Here is a 15,180-nt window from a genome sequence, read left to right on the forward strand (position 1 = left end):
TGATGCCGTTATCAGGAGGGTGGAGTCCATCACATTAGGGTGGGCTCTTGAGCCCACGCGGATCATGCAGACCAATAACAGGGCAGGCAACAGCCCCACCCTCTCCGCACACCCATCACCAATTCACCCACCAACGCGTCCAACCCGACCGCATTCCCCCCAACGCGCGCCACTTAACAGACGCATCCGCAACGCCGGCCTATCGTCGTCCATCCCTTTCCCAACCGGAGCGAACATGATCAAGGTTACTGGCTATGCGGCCAAGCATTCCTTCAGCCGCCTGAAACCCTACGAATTCGAACGCGACGATCCCGCCGCCCACGAAGTCGAAATCGACGTCCTGTACTGCGGCGTGTGCCACTCGGACATCCACCAGGTCAAGAACGAATGGTCGAACACGGTCTACCCCTGCGTGCCCGGCCACGAGATCGTCGGCCGCGTCACGCGCGTCGGCCCGGCCGTGAAACGCCATGCGGTGGGCGACATGGTCGGCGTGGGCTGCATGATCGACAGTTGCGGCCAGTGCGCAGCCTGCAAGGACGGCGACCAGAACTACTGCGGCAGCCCGAACAGCTGGCTGGCCACCTACAACGGCCCGATGAAGCCGAAAGCGAAAGCCGGCGGCGAAAACATCTACGGCCGCGACAACACTTTCGGCGGCTACTCGAACATCGTGGTGGTGAAGGAAGATTTCGTTCTGAAGATTCCGGCGAATCTGCGCCCGGAAGTGGCGGCGCCGATCCTGTGCGCGGGCGTGACCACCTGGTCGCCGATGCGGCGCTGGGGCGTCAAGGCGGGCGACAAGGTCGGCGTGATCGGCATGGGCGGCCTGGGCCACATGGCGGCCAAGCTGGCGAAAGCCCTGGGCGCCGAGGTGACCCTGTTCACGACGACCAAGGACAAGATCGCCGAAGCGGAAAAGCTCGGCTTCAAGGCGATCCTGGAAAAGGACAAGGATGCGTTCGAGAAGCTGGAGGCGAGCTTCGACTTCATCCTCTCGACCGTGCCCGAGAAGCACGACCTGAACCCCTTCACCGCCCTGCTGAAACAGGACGCCGTGCTGTGCGTGGTCGGCGCGCTGGAGCCGCTGGCGCCGCTCGACAACATGCAGCTGGCGCAGATGCGCCGTTCGGTGGCGGGTTCGCTGATCGGCAACCTGGCCGAGACCCAGGATGTGCTCGACTTCTGCGCCGAGCACGGCATCGGACCGGAGATCGAGATGATCCGCATCCAGGACATCAACGATGCCTACAAAAAGGTCGAGAAGGGCGACGTGCGTTTCCGCTACGTGATCGACATGGCCTCGCTGAAGGAAGAGATCGCAGGAGAAGCCTGATCCCCTGCTGACCGCGTTCCTGGTTTGACAGCTGGTTGACAGCCGGCCTCAGGCCAGCAGCGGACGCGCCGCCATACGCCGGCCGGCCGGCGCGCTGCGCACCGTGGCTGGCTGCTCGCTGGCCGCCAGCTTGAACACGCTGACCGCTTCGAGCAGCTGGCCGGCCTGCTCGTGCATCGCGTTCGACGCGGCCGCCGCCTGTTCGACCAGGGCGGCGTTCTGCTGGGTCACCTGGTCCATCTGGTTGATGGCTTCGTTGATCTGGCCGATGCCGGTCGTCTGCTCGCCGGTGGCGGCGCTGATTTCGCTGATGATGTCGGTCACGCGCTGCACGCTGCCGACGATTTCCGTCATCGTGGCGCCGGCCTGGTCGACCAGGCGCGCGCCGTCGTCGACCCGCGCCACCGAGGCGTCGATCAGTTCCTTGATTTCCTTGGCCGCGCTGGCCGAACGGTGCGCCAGGCTGCGCACTTCGGTGGCCACCACGGCAAAGCCGCGGCCCTGCTCGCCGGCACGCGCCGCTTCCACGGCGGCGTTCAGCGCCAGGATGTTGGTCTGGAAGGCGATGCTGTCGATCACGCCGATGATGTCGGCAATCTTCTTCGACGATTCGTTAATCGAGGCCATGGTGTCGACCACCTGCGCCACCACCACGCCGCCGCGGCCCGCCACTTCGCTGGCCGAGGTGGCCAGCATGCTGGCCTGGCGCGCATTGTCGGCGTTCTGGGAGACGGTCGAATTCAGCTCTTCCATCGAGCTGGCCGTTTCCTCCAGCGAGCTGGCCTGCTGCTCGGTACGCGAGGACAGGTCCAGGTTACCGGCCGCGATTTCCGACGATGCCGTGGCGATCGCATGCGAACCGCCGCGGATCTCGGTGACCAGGCCGTGCAGCTTGGCGTTCATGTCGGCCAGGGTATCTTGCAGCACGCCGATTTCATCCTTGGCATAGGTCTCGCTGCGGCTGGTCAGGTCGCCGGCGGCCACACGGCGCGCCAGGGCGACGGCAGCCTGCACCGGACGCGTGATCGAACGGGTCAGCCACCAGGCGCACAGGCTGCCGAAGACCACGCTCAGCACGCCCAGCAGCAGCATGGTGCGGAAGCTGTCGTTGCGGGTGGCGCGGATTTCGTCGCGCAGGTCGTCGACCTGCTTGCGCTGCAGCGCCACCAGGGCCTGGATATTCGCCTGGTAGGCAGTGGCGGCGGGAATGTAGATCTTGTCGTGCACCTGCATGGCTTCCTCCGCCTTGCCTTCGGCCTTCAGGCGCACGGCTTCCTTGCGCCCGCCGGCATAGCCGTCGCGCAGCGCCATCATCTTCTCGAAGATCGCCTTTTCTTCCGGGGTGCTCAGGGATGCCTCGACGTCCTTCAGGTAGCCCGCGGCCTTGGCGTTGGTCTCCTCGATGTTCTTGGCGAAGAAATCGGTCAGCGACGGATCGCTGCTCTTGACGATGGCCGAGGTGCGGATCACGGCCACGGCGATGTTGCTGGTTCAGTCGCCGATCAGGCGTTCCTTCCTGATCGGCTGCTCCAGCATCTGCTCGGCGGCCGCGGCCACGCTATTGAGTTTGACGATACTGATGGCCGTGACCAGGATCGACAGGGCCAGCACCAGCGCGAAACCGCACGCGAGGCGATGCCCGATTTTCATATTCGATAAGAAATTCATTGGAATGTCCAGAAAAGCATGACGCGCAACCGCGCGTTGGATGGAGGAATGGCGTACTACACTTGCTCAATTCCATCAATTTTACGCGCAAATCAGATTGTTGGCTTGCGGCAACAATTGGTGAGAGTTGCTGGCGCCGTACAATGCATGCACTGGCTGCGCCGAATCCGTGGGCATTTGTCTGGTATCCACACATCGGCTAGTATGGCCGCACGTTGTTGACAAGGTTCGATCATGATTTCATGCGGCGTCCTGCCCGCCCTTCCCCGCCTGCTGGCCGTTTCCGTGCTTGCCGCCGCCGCCCTGGCCGGCTGCAAGGAAAAACCGGCGCCGGCGCCGGCTCCGGCCGCCCCGCCGCCGGTGCAACAGCCGGCCGAGCCGGCCGTGACGCGCGACCAGGCCATGGCGGCCCTGCTGGCCCTGCCCGAGGTGAAGGCGTGGTCGGCGGAAATCGAGAAGCGTTCGCACGGCAAGGCGCATGGGGCAGTCATCGAGGACGACCCGCAGCCGCGCATGCTCAACGGGCGCGCTTACTGGCAGCTGAGCTTTGTCGAGAACCGCACGGACCGGGTGCTGCGGCGCGAGAGTTTTTTGGTGGCGCGGACCGGGAATGACATTCTGGTGGAGGATACCGAGACCGATTCGATGCTGTCGCTCGACGATTGGCGGCGTGGGATACATAAGATCCGGCTGAAGTCGGCGGACTGAGGCTCAGCCGCGCCCGGCCAGCCGAGCACGATTGAGCTGAATCAAACTCGGCGGTTAGCTCGGGATTATTGTGGGGGTGCTGCCGGCCGATTCACCGGCGTTTCGCGGTAGACGCGTGGTGACTCCTCCCACGGTCGGCGGCACCTTCTTTCTCATGTCACGTTGCGGGGGTGGTGGGTTCAAGAACCCACCCTACGATACGGCGGCTCCGGTAATCGTTTCGATAGTCATATGTGGTACCGCGTGGGCACGAGTGCCCACGCGGTGCTCCTCATGCAAACCAATGACGCAACACGGGCCGTGCAATCAACTCCCCATCTGAGAAATCAACACCCTGCCCACCTCCGACCGCGCCGCTTCTTTCTCGCGCCCCTTGTACGCATCGATCGATAGGCCCACCGCCATGATATCGATGAGCAGCAACTGCAAGATCCGCGACATCATCGAAAGGAAGCCCTTGCTGTCCTCGACATGGTCACCGCCAGTCACACGCATGCCTTGAACTTCTCAGGCTCGGGCCGCTCCCTATCAGCTCAGCGTACCGAACCAGGCGCCATAAGCCGGCAGCGTAATGCGGCCGTTGGCAGCCTCGCCCGGCAGGCCGTGCCCTTCGAGCAGCTGGGCCTGGGCCGTCTCCGGCCAGTCGAAGGCCACCGGCTCACCCGACAAATTGAAGGCAGCCAGGATGGTCGGCTCGCCATCGAGCGTGCGGCGCAGGGCCAGGATCGGCTCCGGCGCATCGAAGAAGGAAATGCCGCCGCGGGTCAGCTGCGGCAGGCTCTGGCGCCAATGGATGATGCGGCGCGCGGCGTTCAGCGCCGAATTGGCATCGCCTTCCTGCACCGAGGCGGCGGCGGCGCGGTGCGGCTCGGCTACCGGCAGCCATGGCGTGCCTTCGGTGAAGCCGGCGTTCGGGGCTTCGTCGGTCCATGGCATCGGCGTACGGCAGCCGTCGCGGCCCTTGAACTCGGGCCAGAAGGTGATGCCGTACGGGTCTTGCAGCAGCTCGAACGGCACGTCCGCTTCCGGCAGCGCCAGTTCGTCGCCCTGGTACAGGCAAGGCGTGCCTTTCAGCGACAGCTGCATGGCCAGCACCATCGCCGCAAAGGCGGTTGGCTGGTCCTCGCCGCGCCAGCGCGTGACCACGCGGATCGCATCGTGGTTACCCACCGACCAGGAAGCCCAGCCGCCCTGCACGCGCGCCTCGAATTCCTCCACCTGGGTGCGGATATGCTTTGCCGTGAATTCCGGCGTCAGCAGATTGAAGCTGTAGGCCATGTGCAGCTTGTCGCCATCGGCCGTGTACTCGGCCATGCAGGCCAGCGCGTCGTCGGCGCCGACTTCGCCGATCGACACGGCGCTGTATTCGTTCAGCAGCGCGCGGATCTGCTGCAGGAAGGCGATGTTTTCCGGACGCGTCTTGTCGTAGATGTGCGACTGCATGCCGTACGGGTTCACGTCGGTCACCGACGCGGTGTCGCGCTTGGTGGCCGGCGGATTGCTGCGCAGTTCGGTGTCGTGGAAGTGGTAGTTGCAGGCGTCCATGCGCACGCCGTCCACGCCGCGCTCCAGCCAGAAGCGCAGCGCGTCCAGGTGGGCCTTCTGCACGTCCGGGTTATGGAAGTTCAGCTGCGGCTGGCTGACCAGGAAGTTGTGCATGTAGTACTGCTTGCGGCGCGTGTCCCACTGCCATGCCGAACCGCCGAACACCGACATCCAGTTGTTCGGCGGGTTGCCGTCCGGCGCCGCGTCGGCCCAGACGTACCAGTCGGCCTTTGCGTTGTCGCGGCTGGAGCGGCTTTCGGCGAACCACGGGTGGGCGTCGGCGGTGTGCGCCATCACCTGGTCGATCATGATCTTCAGGCCGAGCGAGTGGGCTTTGGCGACCATCGCATCGAAGTCGGCCAGGGTGCCGAACAGCGGGTCGACGTCGCAGTAGTCCGAGATGTCGTAGCCGAAGTCCTTCATCGGCGACTTGAAGTAAGGCGAGAGCCAGACGATGTTCACGCCCAGGCTGGCGATGTAGTCGAGCTTCGCGGTGATGCCGGGGATATCGCCCACGCCGTCTCCGTTCGTATCGAGGTAGCTGCGCGGGTAGACCTGGTAGATGATGGCTTCGCGCCACCAGTCGTTCTTTTGCGTGGAAGTCTGGGTCATGAGAAGGAGTTCGGTGAGTGCTGCGGTTGGTGATTTGACTGCTGATTTTGAGGCAATATACAGCAGCTTTTGCAAACTTACAATCTTCGAAAGCACGATGAATACATGCAAATAATCTTTGCATTCAAAGGCTTAGATGCAAATACTATTTGCATGACATGAAACAAAAGTAGCTAAACTACGGTTCAGTGAGGTCAGCATCAATTTTCCGGTTGCCAAGACCGCAAGGGCGTCATAGCATCCCGGGTTAATTCATTTCCAGGACGAGTCCATGAACCAGCCGACCACGCCCGCCAGCGGACGCATGCCCCGCCAGATCCCGTACATCATCGCCAACGAAGGCTGCGAGCGCTTCAGCTTTTATGGGATGCGCAACATCCTGACGCCCTTCCTGATCTCGACGCTGCTGCTGTTCCTGCCGGAGTCCGAGCGCACCGGCGAAGCCAAGCACGTGTTCCACACCTTCGTGATCGGCGTGTACTTCTTCCCGCTGCTGGGCGGCTGGCTGGCCGACCGCTTCTTCGGCAAGTACAACACCGTGTTCTGGCTCAGCCTCGTCTACTGCGCCGGCCACGCCTGCCTCGCCATCTTCGAAGACAACGTCAACGGCTTCTACCTCGGCCTGGGCCTGATCGCGCTCGGCTCGGGCGGCATCAAGCCGCTGGTGTCTTCTTTCGTGGGCGACCAGTTCGACCAGACCAACAAGGACAAGGCGAAGATCGTGTTCGACGCCTTCTACTGGATCATCAACTTCGGCTCCTTCTTCGCCTCCCTGCTGATGCCGCTGTTCCTGAAGAACTACGGGCCGGCGGTCGCCTTCGGCATCCCCGGCATCATGATGTTCGTCGCGACCATGGTGTTCTGGAGCGGGAAGAAGAAGTACGTGCACGTGCCCCCCGCCGCGCCGAACCCGCACTCGTTCTCGCGCGTCTCGCGCACCGCGCTCTCGACCAATGGCGCCGGCCGCACGGTGGCCATGGTTGGCCTCTTTGGCGCGATTGCATCTCTCCTGATGTCGCCAAGCTGGGGCTTCGTGATCGCGGCCTGCACGGCGCTGGTACTGCTGCTGGCGTTTGTCGGCATGGGCATCTCGATGCAGCTGGAGCGTGCCCGCGGCCACCATCCGGACGACGCGGTCGACGGCGTGCGCGCGGTGCTGCGCATCCTGGTGGTGTTCGCGCTGGTCACGCCGTTCTGGTCGCTGTTCGACCAGAAGGCCTCGACCTGGATCGTGCAGGCCAATTCGATGATCACCACCTTCTCGGTGTTCGGCAACGAGTTCACGCTGCTGCCGGCCCAGATGCAGGCGCTGAACCCGCTGCTGGTGATGTTGCTCATCCCCTTCAACAACCTGGTGCTGTTCCCGATGCTGGAAAAGATCGGCATCCGCCCGACACCGCTGCGCCGCATGACCTCGGGCATCGCCTTCTCGGCCCTGTCGTGGCTGGCGATCGGCGCGATCCAGGTGTCGATGGACGCCGGCACGCCGACCTCGATGGCCTGGCAGATCCTGCCGTATGCACTGCTGACCATGGGCGAGGTGCTGGTCTCGGCCACCGGCCTGGAGTTCGCCTACAGCCAGGCGCCGGCCTCGATGAAAGGCGCGATCATGGCGCTGTGGAGCCTGGCCGTCACGGTCGGTAACCTGTGGGTGCTGGTGGTGAATGCGGCGGTGAAGAACGACACGGTGATGAATTCGATTGCCGGGTCGGGACTGAGCGTGATCGCGTTCCAGATGTTTTTCTTTGCCGGCTTCGCCGCGCTGGCGGCGGTGGCGTTCGGGCTGTATGCGAAGCGGTACAGGATGGTGGACCATTACCGCAGCCTGGATGGGGCGAAGGCGCCGGCTTCGGCTTCGGCGAAGGTCTAAGCATCTCGGCATCCGGCTCCGATTGCTTGCGGAACCGGGTGCTGCCAACGAACACCGCGTGGGCACGGGGCGCCCACCCTACCTATCCGAAACCACTGGCCATTGCTTACGTAGGGTGGGCGCTCCTGTGCCCACGCGTTCAAACCACGTCTGCACTGACGCGCATTCACGTCACACCATTACCACATGATCCGACACATTCGTCCTGCCGCCCTCGCCGCCGCTGCCCTCTGCTCCTCCGCCCACGCCGCCATTCCACTCGACGCCTGCAACGGCCCCGCCGCCACGACCCTGGCCGCCGCCCCGCACGCGCTGGAAGCCCGCGCCATCTGGCTCGACCGCGCACTGGCCAAGTGGCCCGGCGCGCCATCGAACGGCAAGTTCCGGCTCTACCACTCGCCCACGGCCGGCATCGAAGCCATCGTCGGCCGCAAGGTGGAGGGCGCTGCCGGCGCGCTCGACCTCACCGTCTCCGGCGCCGCCATCGCGCCCGACACCGCCGCGCGCTTCAAGTACGTCGCCGCCGGCCCGGTGCTGAAGCTGGCCGACAAGGACCTCACCCGCCTCCCCGCCCTGCACCGCGAACAGCTGGTGCTGACCCAGGAAGCCCCTGACGGCACCGTCTTTGCCGCCACCCGCCTGCAAGCCGCCGGCGCCCTCGACGCCTTGTACGCCGCCGCCGAACAGGCGCCCGAGCTCGGCGCCACGCCAGCAAAAAAACGCACCGCCTTCAAGCTCTGGGCCCCCACTGCGCAGCAAGCCGCCGTCTGCGTGTTCGACAGCGGCAGCAGCCGCGCCGGCGCCGTGCACCAGCTGGCAATGGATGCGGCCACCGGCATCTGGAGCGCCCAGGTCCCGGCCGACCTCTCCGGCCGCTACTACACCTACGCTGTCGACGTGGTCACCGAACAGGCCGGCCTGGCCCGCAACCTGGTCACCGACCCGTATTCCGTCAGCCTCACCACTGACTCGAAGCGCAGCTATATCGCCGACCTCGACGCCCCGAACCTGAAGCCGGCCGGCTGGGACAAGGAGCGTGCCCCGCAAACGGTCAAGTCCGCAACCGACATGGCCGTCTACGAATTGCACGTACGCGACTTCTCGCGCGATGACGAGACCGTGCCGCTGCCTAAGCGCGGCAAGTACAGCGCCTTCGGCGAAACGCATTCGAACGGCATGCGCCACCTGCAAGCCCTGGCGCAGGCCGGCATGACCGACATCCACCTGCTGCCCGTCTACGACCTCGCCAGCGTCCCGGAAAAAAACTGCGCCCTGCCGCAGCCCACCGGAGCGCCGGACAGCGAGGCCCAGCAGGCCCTGATCCGCAAGACCGCGCACACTGACTGCTACAACTGGGGCTACGATCCCTGGCACTACAACGCGCCCGAAGGCAGCTACGCCAGCGACCCGGCCGACGGCGCGCGCCGCATCCTCGAGTTCCGCGAGATGGTGATGAACCTGCACCGCGCCGGCCTGCGCGTAGGACTGGACGTGGTCTACAACCACACCTTCGTCGCCGGCCAGGACGCCAAGTCGGTGCTGGACCGCATCGTGCCCGGCTACTACCACCGCCTGAACGCCACTGGCGGCATCGAGCGCTCGACCTGCTGCGACAACACTGCCACCGAAAACCGCATGATGGGTAAACTCATGATCGATTCGACGGTGCTGTGGGCGAAGCACTACAAGATCGATTCCTTCCGCTTCGACTTGATGGGCCACCAGCCGCGCGCGGCGATGGAGCGCCTGCAGGCGGCGGTGGACAAGGCCACCGGCCGCAGCGTACAGCTGCTCGGCGAAGGCTGGAACTTCGGCGAAGTGGCGAACGGCGCGCGCTTCGTGCAGGCTTCGCAGCTGTCCTTGAACGGCAGCGGCATCGGCAGCTTCAGCGACCGTGCGCGCGATGCCGTGCGCGGTGGCGGCGCCGGTGATTCGGGCGAGGCGCTGGTCAGCCGCCAGGGCTGGACCAATGGCCTGGTCTACGATGCGAATGCCAAAGCCGGCACGCGCCCGGCCACGGACCTGCTGCGCGCCGCCGACATGGTGCGCATCGGCCTGGCCGGCACCCTGCGCAGCTACCCGCTCGCCACCTACGACGGCAGCACGCGCAAGCTGGAAGACATCGACTACAGCGGCCAGCCGGCCGGCTTTGCCAGCGAGCCAAGCGAGGCTGTCAACTACGTCGAGAACCACGACAACCAGACGCTGTGGGACAACAACGCCCTGAAACTCCCGCTGGAAACCGCCAGCGCCGAGCGCGCCCGGGTGCAGGTGCTGGCCCTGGCGACCACCGTCTTCAGCCAGGGCATCGCCTACTTCCACGCCGGCTCGGACATCCTGCGTTCGAAGTCCCTGGACCGCAACAGCTTCAACTCGGGCGACTGGTTCAACCGCCTCGACTGGAGCTACCGCAGCAACTTCTTCGGCACCGGCCTGCCGCCAGCCGACGACAATGCCAAGGACTGGCCGCTGTTCAAGCCGCTGCTGGCGAACGCGAACCTGCAGGCGCAGCCGCTTGATATCGCGTTCGCGCGCGACGCCTTCCGCGATCTGCTGGCGATCCGCGCCGGCACCACCCTGCTGCGCATGCGCACGGCCGACGACATCAATCAGCGCCTGCGCTTCTTCAACACCGGGCCGCGGCAGGAGCCGACCGTGGTTGCCGCGACCATCGACGGCAAGGGTTATGCGGGTGCGCGCTTCGCCGGCCTGACTTATTTGATCAATGTGGACAAGGTGGCGCACGTGGTGAGCGATGCCGGCCTGCGCGGCAAGCAGCTGCGCCTGCATCCGGTGCACACAGCGGCCGGCGCCGGCGACAAGCGCGCCGCCACCGCCGGCTACGACAGCGCCAGCGGCACCTTCAGCATCCCGCCGCGCACGGCGGTGGTGTTCGTCGAGGAGTGAGGCGGGGTTTCACGCACCCCTGGCATCACCGCCACCGAATCAAGCCCTTTCGAGCAGCGCAAACAAAGCCCGCGGATCGAGCGGCTTGACCAGGTGGTGGTCGAAGCCCGCCGCCTGCGTGCGCTGGCGGTCGCTTTCCTGGCCGTAGCCGGTCACCGCAATCAGCAGCGCGTGCGCCGTTTCCGGCAGCGCGCGCAGGTGTTGGGCCAGCTCGTTGCCGTCCATCTCGGGCAGGCCGATGTCGAGCAGGCAGACATCCGGCCGCTCAACGCGCGCCCGCGCCAGGCCGGCACGCGCGCCATACTCCACCATGACCGCATGCCCCGAGGCCTGCAGCAGCATGGCCAGCATCGTGGCCGCGTCGATGTTGTCGTCGACGATCAGGATGCGCAGCGCGCGCGCACCGTGCTGCGCCGCCGCGGCGCCGGACGCGGGAACGGCCGGCTCCTCGGGCGCCGCCGCGCGCGGCAGGCAGACCGTGAAGCTGCTGCCCTGCCCCAGCCCGGCGCTGTGGCAGCGCACCGTCCCGCCATGCAGCCCCACCAGGCTTTTCACCAGCGCCAGCCCCAATCCCAGGCCGCCGGCCGAGCGGTCCGACGGCCGCTCGGCCTGGGCGAACAGGTCGAACACGTGGGCCACCAGGCCGGGCGCCATGCCGATGCCGTTGTCGGCCACCTCGACCAGCAGGTGCTCGGCCTGCACCCCGGTGCGCAGCGCGATGCGGCCGCCCTCGGGCGTGTACTTGGCGGCGTTGTTCAGGATGTTGGTGAACACCTGCACCAGGCGCTTGCGGTCGCCCAGCACCAGCGCGGATTCCGGCGGCAGCGCCAGCACCAGCTGGTGCCGGCGGGCCTGCATCAGCGGCGCCACCTGCTCGACCGCCTCGGCCACGACATGGCGGATGTCCTGCGGCGCGTTGTCGAGCTTGACCAGCCCGCGCGTGACGCGCGACACGTCCAGCAGGTCGTCGATCAGGTGGGTCATGTGCTCGACCTGGCGGCCGATGATCTGGCTGGTCTGGCGGATGCGCTCCTCGCCCAGCCGGGGGATCTGCAGCAGCTGGGCCGCGGCGCCAATCGGCGCCAGGGGATTCCTCAGCTCGTGCGCCAGCATCGCCAGGAATTCGTCCTTGCGCTGGTCGGCCAGGCGCAGCTGCTCCTGCACCGCGCGCCGCTCCGAGATATTACTGAAGAACATGGCGATGCCGCCCTCGGCTGCGCGGTGCACGCGGATCTCGCTCCAGGCCGGGCTGCCGTCGGGCAGGACGTGCGACAGTTCGATGATCTCGCTGCGGCCCGTGTCCATGACGCGGCGATACACCGCTTCGGTTTCGCTGCCGCGCAGCGCGGGAAACACCTCCCAGTGATTGTGGCCGACGATCTGGTCCGCGCTGCGCTGGTTCAGGCGCAGGCCTTCCGCGTTCATGCGCAGGATGGTCCAGTCGCGGCCGACCGTCGCGAAGCCTTCGGCCATGTTGTCGAAGATGTAGCGGCTCTGGTCGCGTTCCGTGCGCAGCGCGGCCTGCGCGCGGGTGGCTTCGACGGCCGACCAGGTGCGCTCGGCCATCTCGCGCGCCAGTTCGGCGTCCTCGGCCAGCCAGGCGCGCGGCGCGGCGTCGTGGATGGTCAGCACCACGTGCAGGCGCCCGGCCTGTACCAGCGGCAGCAGCATATCGGCACGCACGCCGATCCGGTCGTAGGCCGCCGTGTGCTGCGCCGTGCGCGGATCGCGCGCCACGTCGCCATTCACCACCGCCCGCCCCGCGCGCAGCGCGGCGATCATTTCCGGGCCAAAGTCGTCCAGGGTCATGGTCTGTCCGGCCAGGCTGGCAGAGCCGGGCGCCGTCCAGTCGCGGCGGATGAAGGCCAGGCCGCGCTCGTCGTCGACTTCGCCGAACAGCACGCGCGAGGCGCGCAGCCTGCGGCCCAGCAGTTCGCAGGCCGCGGCGGTCACCTCGTCGGGATTGGCCAGGGTGCGGATGCGGTCGGACAGCTCCAGCAGGAAGGCCTGGCGCGAACGGATGGCCTCCAGCTGGGCCACCTTTACCGACAACTGCTGGCTGATGCGGTGCGCCTCGGTGACGTCGCTGCCCTGGGCAAAGATGCCGGTCACGCGCAGGTCCTGGCCCAGGATGGGCTGGAACAGCAGGTCGACGTAGCGGTCTTCGAGCGGCGCGCCGCGCTCGCGCTGCAGCGTGATCTTGTGCTCGCGCAGCACGACCCGCTGGCCGCTGGCAAAGGCTTCGTCGAGCAGCTCCTTGAGGCCCTGCCCCACCAGTTCCGGCAGCGCTTCGCGCGCCGGCAGGCCGACCAGCGGCCGGCGCCCGACCAGGCGGTAGAAGGCGTCGTTGACCATCTCGAAAGCGTGCCCGGTGCCGGACATGACCGCCATGAAGCCGGGCGCCTGGTCGAACAGGATCTGCAGCTGGCTGCGCTCGGCGTTCAGGATGCGCGTCATCGCCTCGTGCATCTGCGGCCGGTTCATCTGCGGCGCGTCGAGCACGGCGTGCGCATCCTGCTTCAGCTGATAGCGCTTGGCCGATGCGTCGACCTGGTACAGGTCGGTCACGTCGATCGCATTCTGCGACACGAAGATCACCTCGCCGTCCTCGCCGAACACAGGGCTGTGCACGGCGCTCCAGTAGCGCTCGTCGAACACGGTACCGTCCGGGGTCGCGCGTGGCGTGGCATAGCGCAGCAGCGCGCTGGTGTGCGGCTTGCGCGTCGCGATGGCCAGTTCGATCGAGGCGCGCACCTCGGCCAGGTTGGTCGAATCGGGATCGGCGGGATTCGCCGGAAACGCCTCGAAGATGTGCTTGCCGACCAGCTCCCCCTCGGTCCTGCCGGTTGCGTGCAGGTAGGCCGGGTTCGCTCCGATGAGGATGAAGCCGGTATCGATCAGCAGGTAAGGGTAAGGCGATGCCTGGAACAGCGCCTTGAAATCCGGGGAATGGGCCATGGCGCATTCTCACACAGAATGCTTCGCCGGCGCAGTGCGCAAGACCGGCCGCGCCGTCGATTAGGCGGGATCGCGCTGTACAATGCATGCGGCACACCGCGCCTGCCCCCCGGAGAATCGTTCGATGAAAACGCGTCCCTATCTCGCCGAGGTCGGCCTGAAACCAGGCGCGGCCGCGCTGATGCGCGAGTTCCCCTTCACCTTGCCGGCGGTGCGTTCGCTCGCGCGCCTGGCCCTGCATCCTCGGGTGACATTCTTCGTGGGTGAGAACGGCTCCGGCAAATCGACCCTGCTCGAAGCGATCGCGGTGGCGATGGGCTTCAATGCCGAAGGCGGCGGGCGCAATTTCAACTTCGCCACGCGCGCATCGCACTCGGCCCTGCACGAACAGCTGCGCCTGGTGCGCGGTATCGCGACGCCGCGCGACGGCTACTTCCTGCGCGCGGAGAGCTTCTTCAACGTCAGCACCGAGATCGAAAGACTGGACCGTGAAGGCGTCGGCCCCAGGATCATCGACTCGTATGGCGGCAAGGCCCTGCACGAGCAGTCGCACGGCGAAGCCTTCCTCACCCTGTTCATGGAACGCTTCGGCGGCAAGGGCTTCTACATCCTCGACGAACCCGAGGCCGCCCTCTCCCCGCAGCGCCAGCTCGCCATGCTGAGCCGCCTGCACGACCTGGTGCGCGAAGGCAGCCAGTTCCTGGTCGCGACCCACTCGCCGATCCTGATGGCCTACCCGGATGCGCTCATCTACGAATGCGGCGCCGGCGGCATCCGCGAGGTGGCCTACGAAGACACCGAACACTACCGCGTCATGCACGACTTCATCGCCAACCCGCAGCGCATGCTGAAGGTATTGCTCGAGGACTGAACGCTCAGAAGCGGTAGCTGATGCCGGCGCGGACCACCGGGTACAACTTGAAGTCGTCGACCTCGTCGGCCAGTTTGGCGTTTTCGGCAGCGATGTCGCGCGCCAGCTGCGCGCAGCTGGCCGCCGAGGCCGTGCAGCCGCTCGATGCCAATGCGGTGTTCGGCGAACCCTGGAAGGTCACGCCCAGGTCCAGGCCGACGCTCCAGCCGCTCTGCTTGAGCGCATTGCCCCAGCCGATGCCGAGATACGGCGCGGCCTTGCGGAAATCGATTTTGCCGTCCAGGCGGCCGACGGTGGCGGCGCTGTACACGGTGCCGTTGATGTCGTAGCTGCCCGCGGCGTTCGGCCTGGCGTGCGCGTCGATCTTGTTGCCGTTGTAGACCACGCCGCCGCTGATGCGGAAGCTGCCGTCGAACGGGTGATAGTCGAGCAGCGCATCGGCCGTGGCCAGCTTCAGCTTGAAGTCGTAGTCGACGTCGGAGGTGCTGCCGTCGTACGAATACTTGGCGACGTTGATGCCGATGCGCGCATTCAGCTTGGCGGCGAGCGGCGTGCTGAGGTGCAGGCCAAGGCCGGTGCTGCCGAGATCGGCCGAGGCGGCGATCTCGCCGGCCGATGCGCACTGGGCGGCGGCCAGGGCGGCGAACAGGAATGCGGCGCGTGCGTTGAATGTCATGGTCTTCCTTGTAGTGTCCCGGCGATGGC

9 protein-coding genes and 1 pseudogene are annotated in these 15,180 nt (G+C 66.3%); 5 read left to right on the plus strand and 5 right to left on the minus strand.

Annotated features, from left to right (window positions below; translation table 11 throughout):
- Positions 1-235: 235 nt before the first annotated feature.
- Complete coding sequence (locus QWL29_RS00005; protein WP_305820832.1) at positions 236-1,336, plus strand: NAD(P)-dependent alcohol dehydrogenase; 1,101 nt, start codon at positions 236-238, stop codon at positions 1,334-1,336.
- 48 nt (positions 1,337-1,384) lie between these two features.
- Here QWL29_RS00005 and QWL29_RS26725 read toward each other — a convergent pair.
- Positions 1,385-3,004 (minus strand): annotated as a pseudogene (locus QWL29_RS26725) (methyl-accepting chemotaxis protein).
- Positions 3,005-3,238: 234 nt separating this feature from the next.
- On the opposite strand from QWL29_RS26725, the gene QWL29_RS00020 reads away from it, so the two are divergent.
- Positions 3,239-3,712, plus strand: coding sequence for a hypothetical protein (locus QWL29_RS00020; protein ID WP_305820835.1), 474 nt, complete (start codon positions 3,239-3,241; stop codon positions 3,710-3,712).
- Positions 3,713-4,018: 306 nt separating this feature from the next.
- On the opposite strand, the gene QWL29_RS00025 is transcribed toward QWL29_RS00020, so the two are convergent.
- Both QWL29_RS00025 and QWL29_RS00030 read right to left on the minus strand, forming a co-directional pair.
- Complete coding sequence (locus QWL29_RS00025) at positions 4,019-4,207, minus strand: hypothetical protein (RefSeq protein ID WP_305820836.1); 189 nt, start codon at positions 4,205-4,207, stop codon at positions 4,019-4,021.
- Between the two features lie 33 nt (positions 4,208-4,240).
- Positions 4,241-5,869: an alpha-glucosidase family protein gene (locus QWL29_RS00030; RefSeq protein WP_305820837.1), complete on the minus strand. Its 1,629-nt coding sequence runs from the start codon at positions 5,867-5,869 to the stop codon at positions 4,241-4,243.
- 271 nt (positions 5,870-6,140) lie between these two features.
- On the opposite strand from QWL29_RS00030, the gene QWL29_RS00035 reads away from it, so the two are divergent.
- A complete protein-coding gene (locus QWL29_RS00035) occupies positions 6,141-7,739 on the plus strand; it encodes a POT-type proton-dependent oligopeptide transporter (protein ID WP_305820838.1) in 1,599 nt (532 codons plus the stop codon).
- A gap of 186 nt (positions 7,740-7,925) precedes the next feature.
- Positions 7,926-10,646 (plus strand): alpha-1,6-glucosidase domain-containing protein, encoded by a 2,721-nt coding sequence (locus QWL29_RS00040; RefSeq protein WP_305820839.1) that lies wholly within the window; start codon positions 7,926-7,928, stop codon positions 10,644-10,646.
- Positions 10,647-10,685: 39 nt separating this feature from the next.
- On the opposite strand, the gene QWL29_RS00045 is transcribed toward QWL29_RS00040, so the two are convergent.
- Positions 10,686-13,604, minus strand: coding sequence for a hybrid sensor histidine kinase/response regulator (locus QWL29_RS00045; protein WP_305820840.1), 2,919 nt, complete (start codon positions 13,602-13,604; stop codon positions 10,686-10,688).
- Between the two features lie 181 nt (positions 13,605-13,785).
- Here QWL29_RS00045 and QWL29_RS00050 point away from each other — a divergent pair, with 181 nt between their 5' ends.
- Entirely contained in the window at positions 13,786-14,475 is a 690-nt protein-coding gene (locus tag QWL29_RS00050; RefSeq protein ID WP_370663651.1) for an AAA family ATPase, read from the plus strand.
- A gap of 4 nt (positions 14,476-14,479) precedes the next feature.
- Here QWL29_RS00050 and QWL29_RS00055 read toward each other — a convergent pair whose 3' ends face one another.
- Positions 14,480-15,151: a hypothetical protein gene (locus QWL29_RS00055; protein ID WP_305820842.1), complete on the minus strand. Its 672-nt coding sequence runs from the start codon at positions 15,149-15,151 to the stop codon at positions 14,480-14,482.
- Positions 15,152-15,180 lie beyond the last annotated feature (29 nt).

Origin of the sequence: Massilia brevitalea (assembly GCF_030711405.1) — a bacterium.
Taxonomy (GTDB): Bacteria; Pseudomonadota; Gammaproteobacteria; order Burkholderiales; family Burkholderiaceae_D; genus Telluria; species Telluria brevitalea.

Bases quoted from the DNA above. Each gene is read 5' to 3' on its own strand.
- QWL29_RS00020 (WP_305820835.1), top strand. From the start codon at position 3,239: ATGATTTCATGCGGCGTCCTGCCCGCCCTTCCCCGCCTGCTGGCCGTT.
- QWL29_RS00045 (WP_305820840.1), bottom strand. From the start codon at position 13,604: ATGGCCCATTCCCCGGATTTCAAGGCGCTGTTCCAGGCATCGCCTTAC.
- QWL29_RS00040 (WP_305820839.1), top strand. From the start codon at position 7,926: ATGATCCGACACATTCGTCCTGCCGCCCTCGCCGCCGCTGCCCTCTGC.
- QWL29_RS00050 (WP_370663651.1), top strand. From the start codon at position 13,786: ATGCGCGAGTTCCCCTTCACCTTGCCGGCGGTGCGTTCGCTCGCGCGC.
- QWL29_RS00030 (WP_305820837.1), bottom strand. From the start codon at position 5,869: ATGACCCAGACTTCCACGCAAAAGAACGACTGGTGGCGCGAAGCCATC.
- QWL29_RS00005 (WP_305820832.1), top strand. From the start codon at position 236: ATGATCAAGGTTACTGGCTATGCGGCCAAGCATTCCTTCAGCCGCCTG.
- QWL29_RS00055 (WP_305820842.1), bottom strand. From the start codon at position 15,151: ATGACATTCAACGCACGCGCCGCATTCCTGTTCGCCGCCCTGGCCGCC.
- QWL29_RS00025 (WP_305820836.1), bottom strand. From the start codon at position 4,207: ATGCGTGTGACTGGCGGTGACCATGTCGAGGACAGCAAGGGCTTCCTT.
- QWL29_RS00035 (WP_305820838.1), top strand. From the start codon at position 6,141: ATGAACCAGCCGACCACGCCCGCCAGCGGACGCATGCCCCGCCAGATC.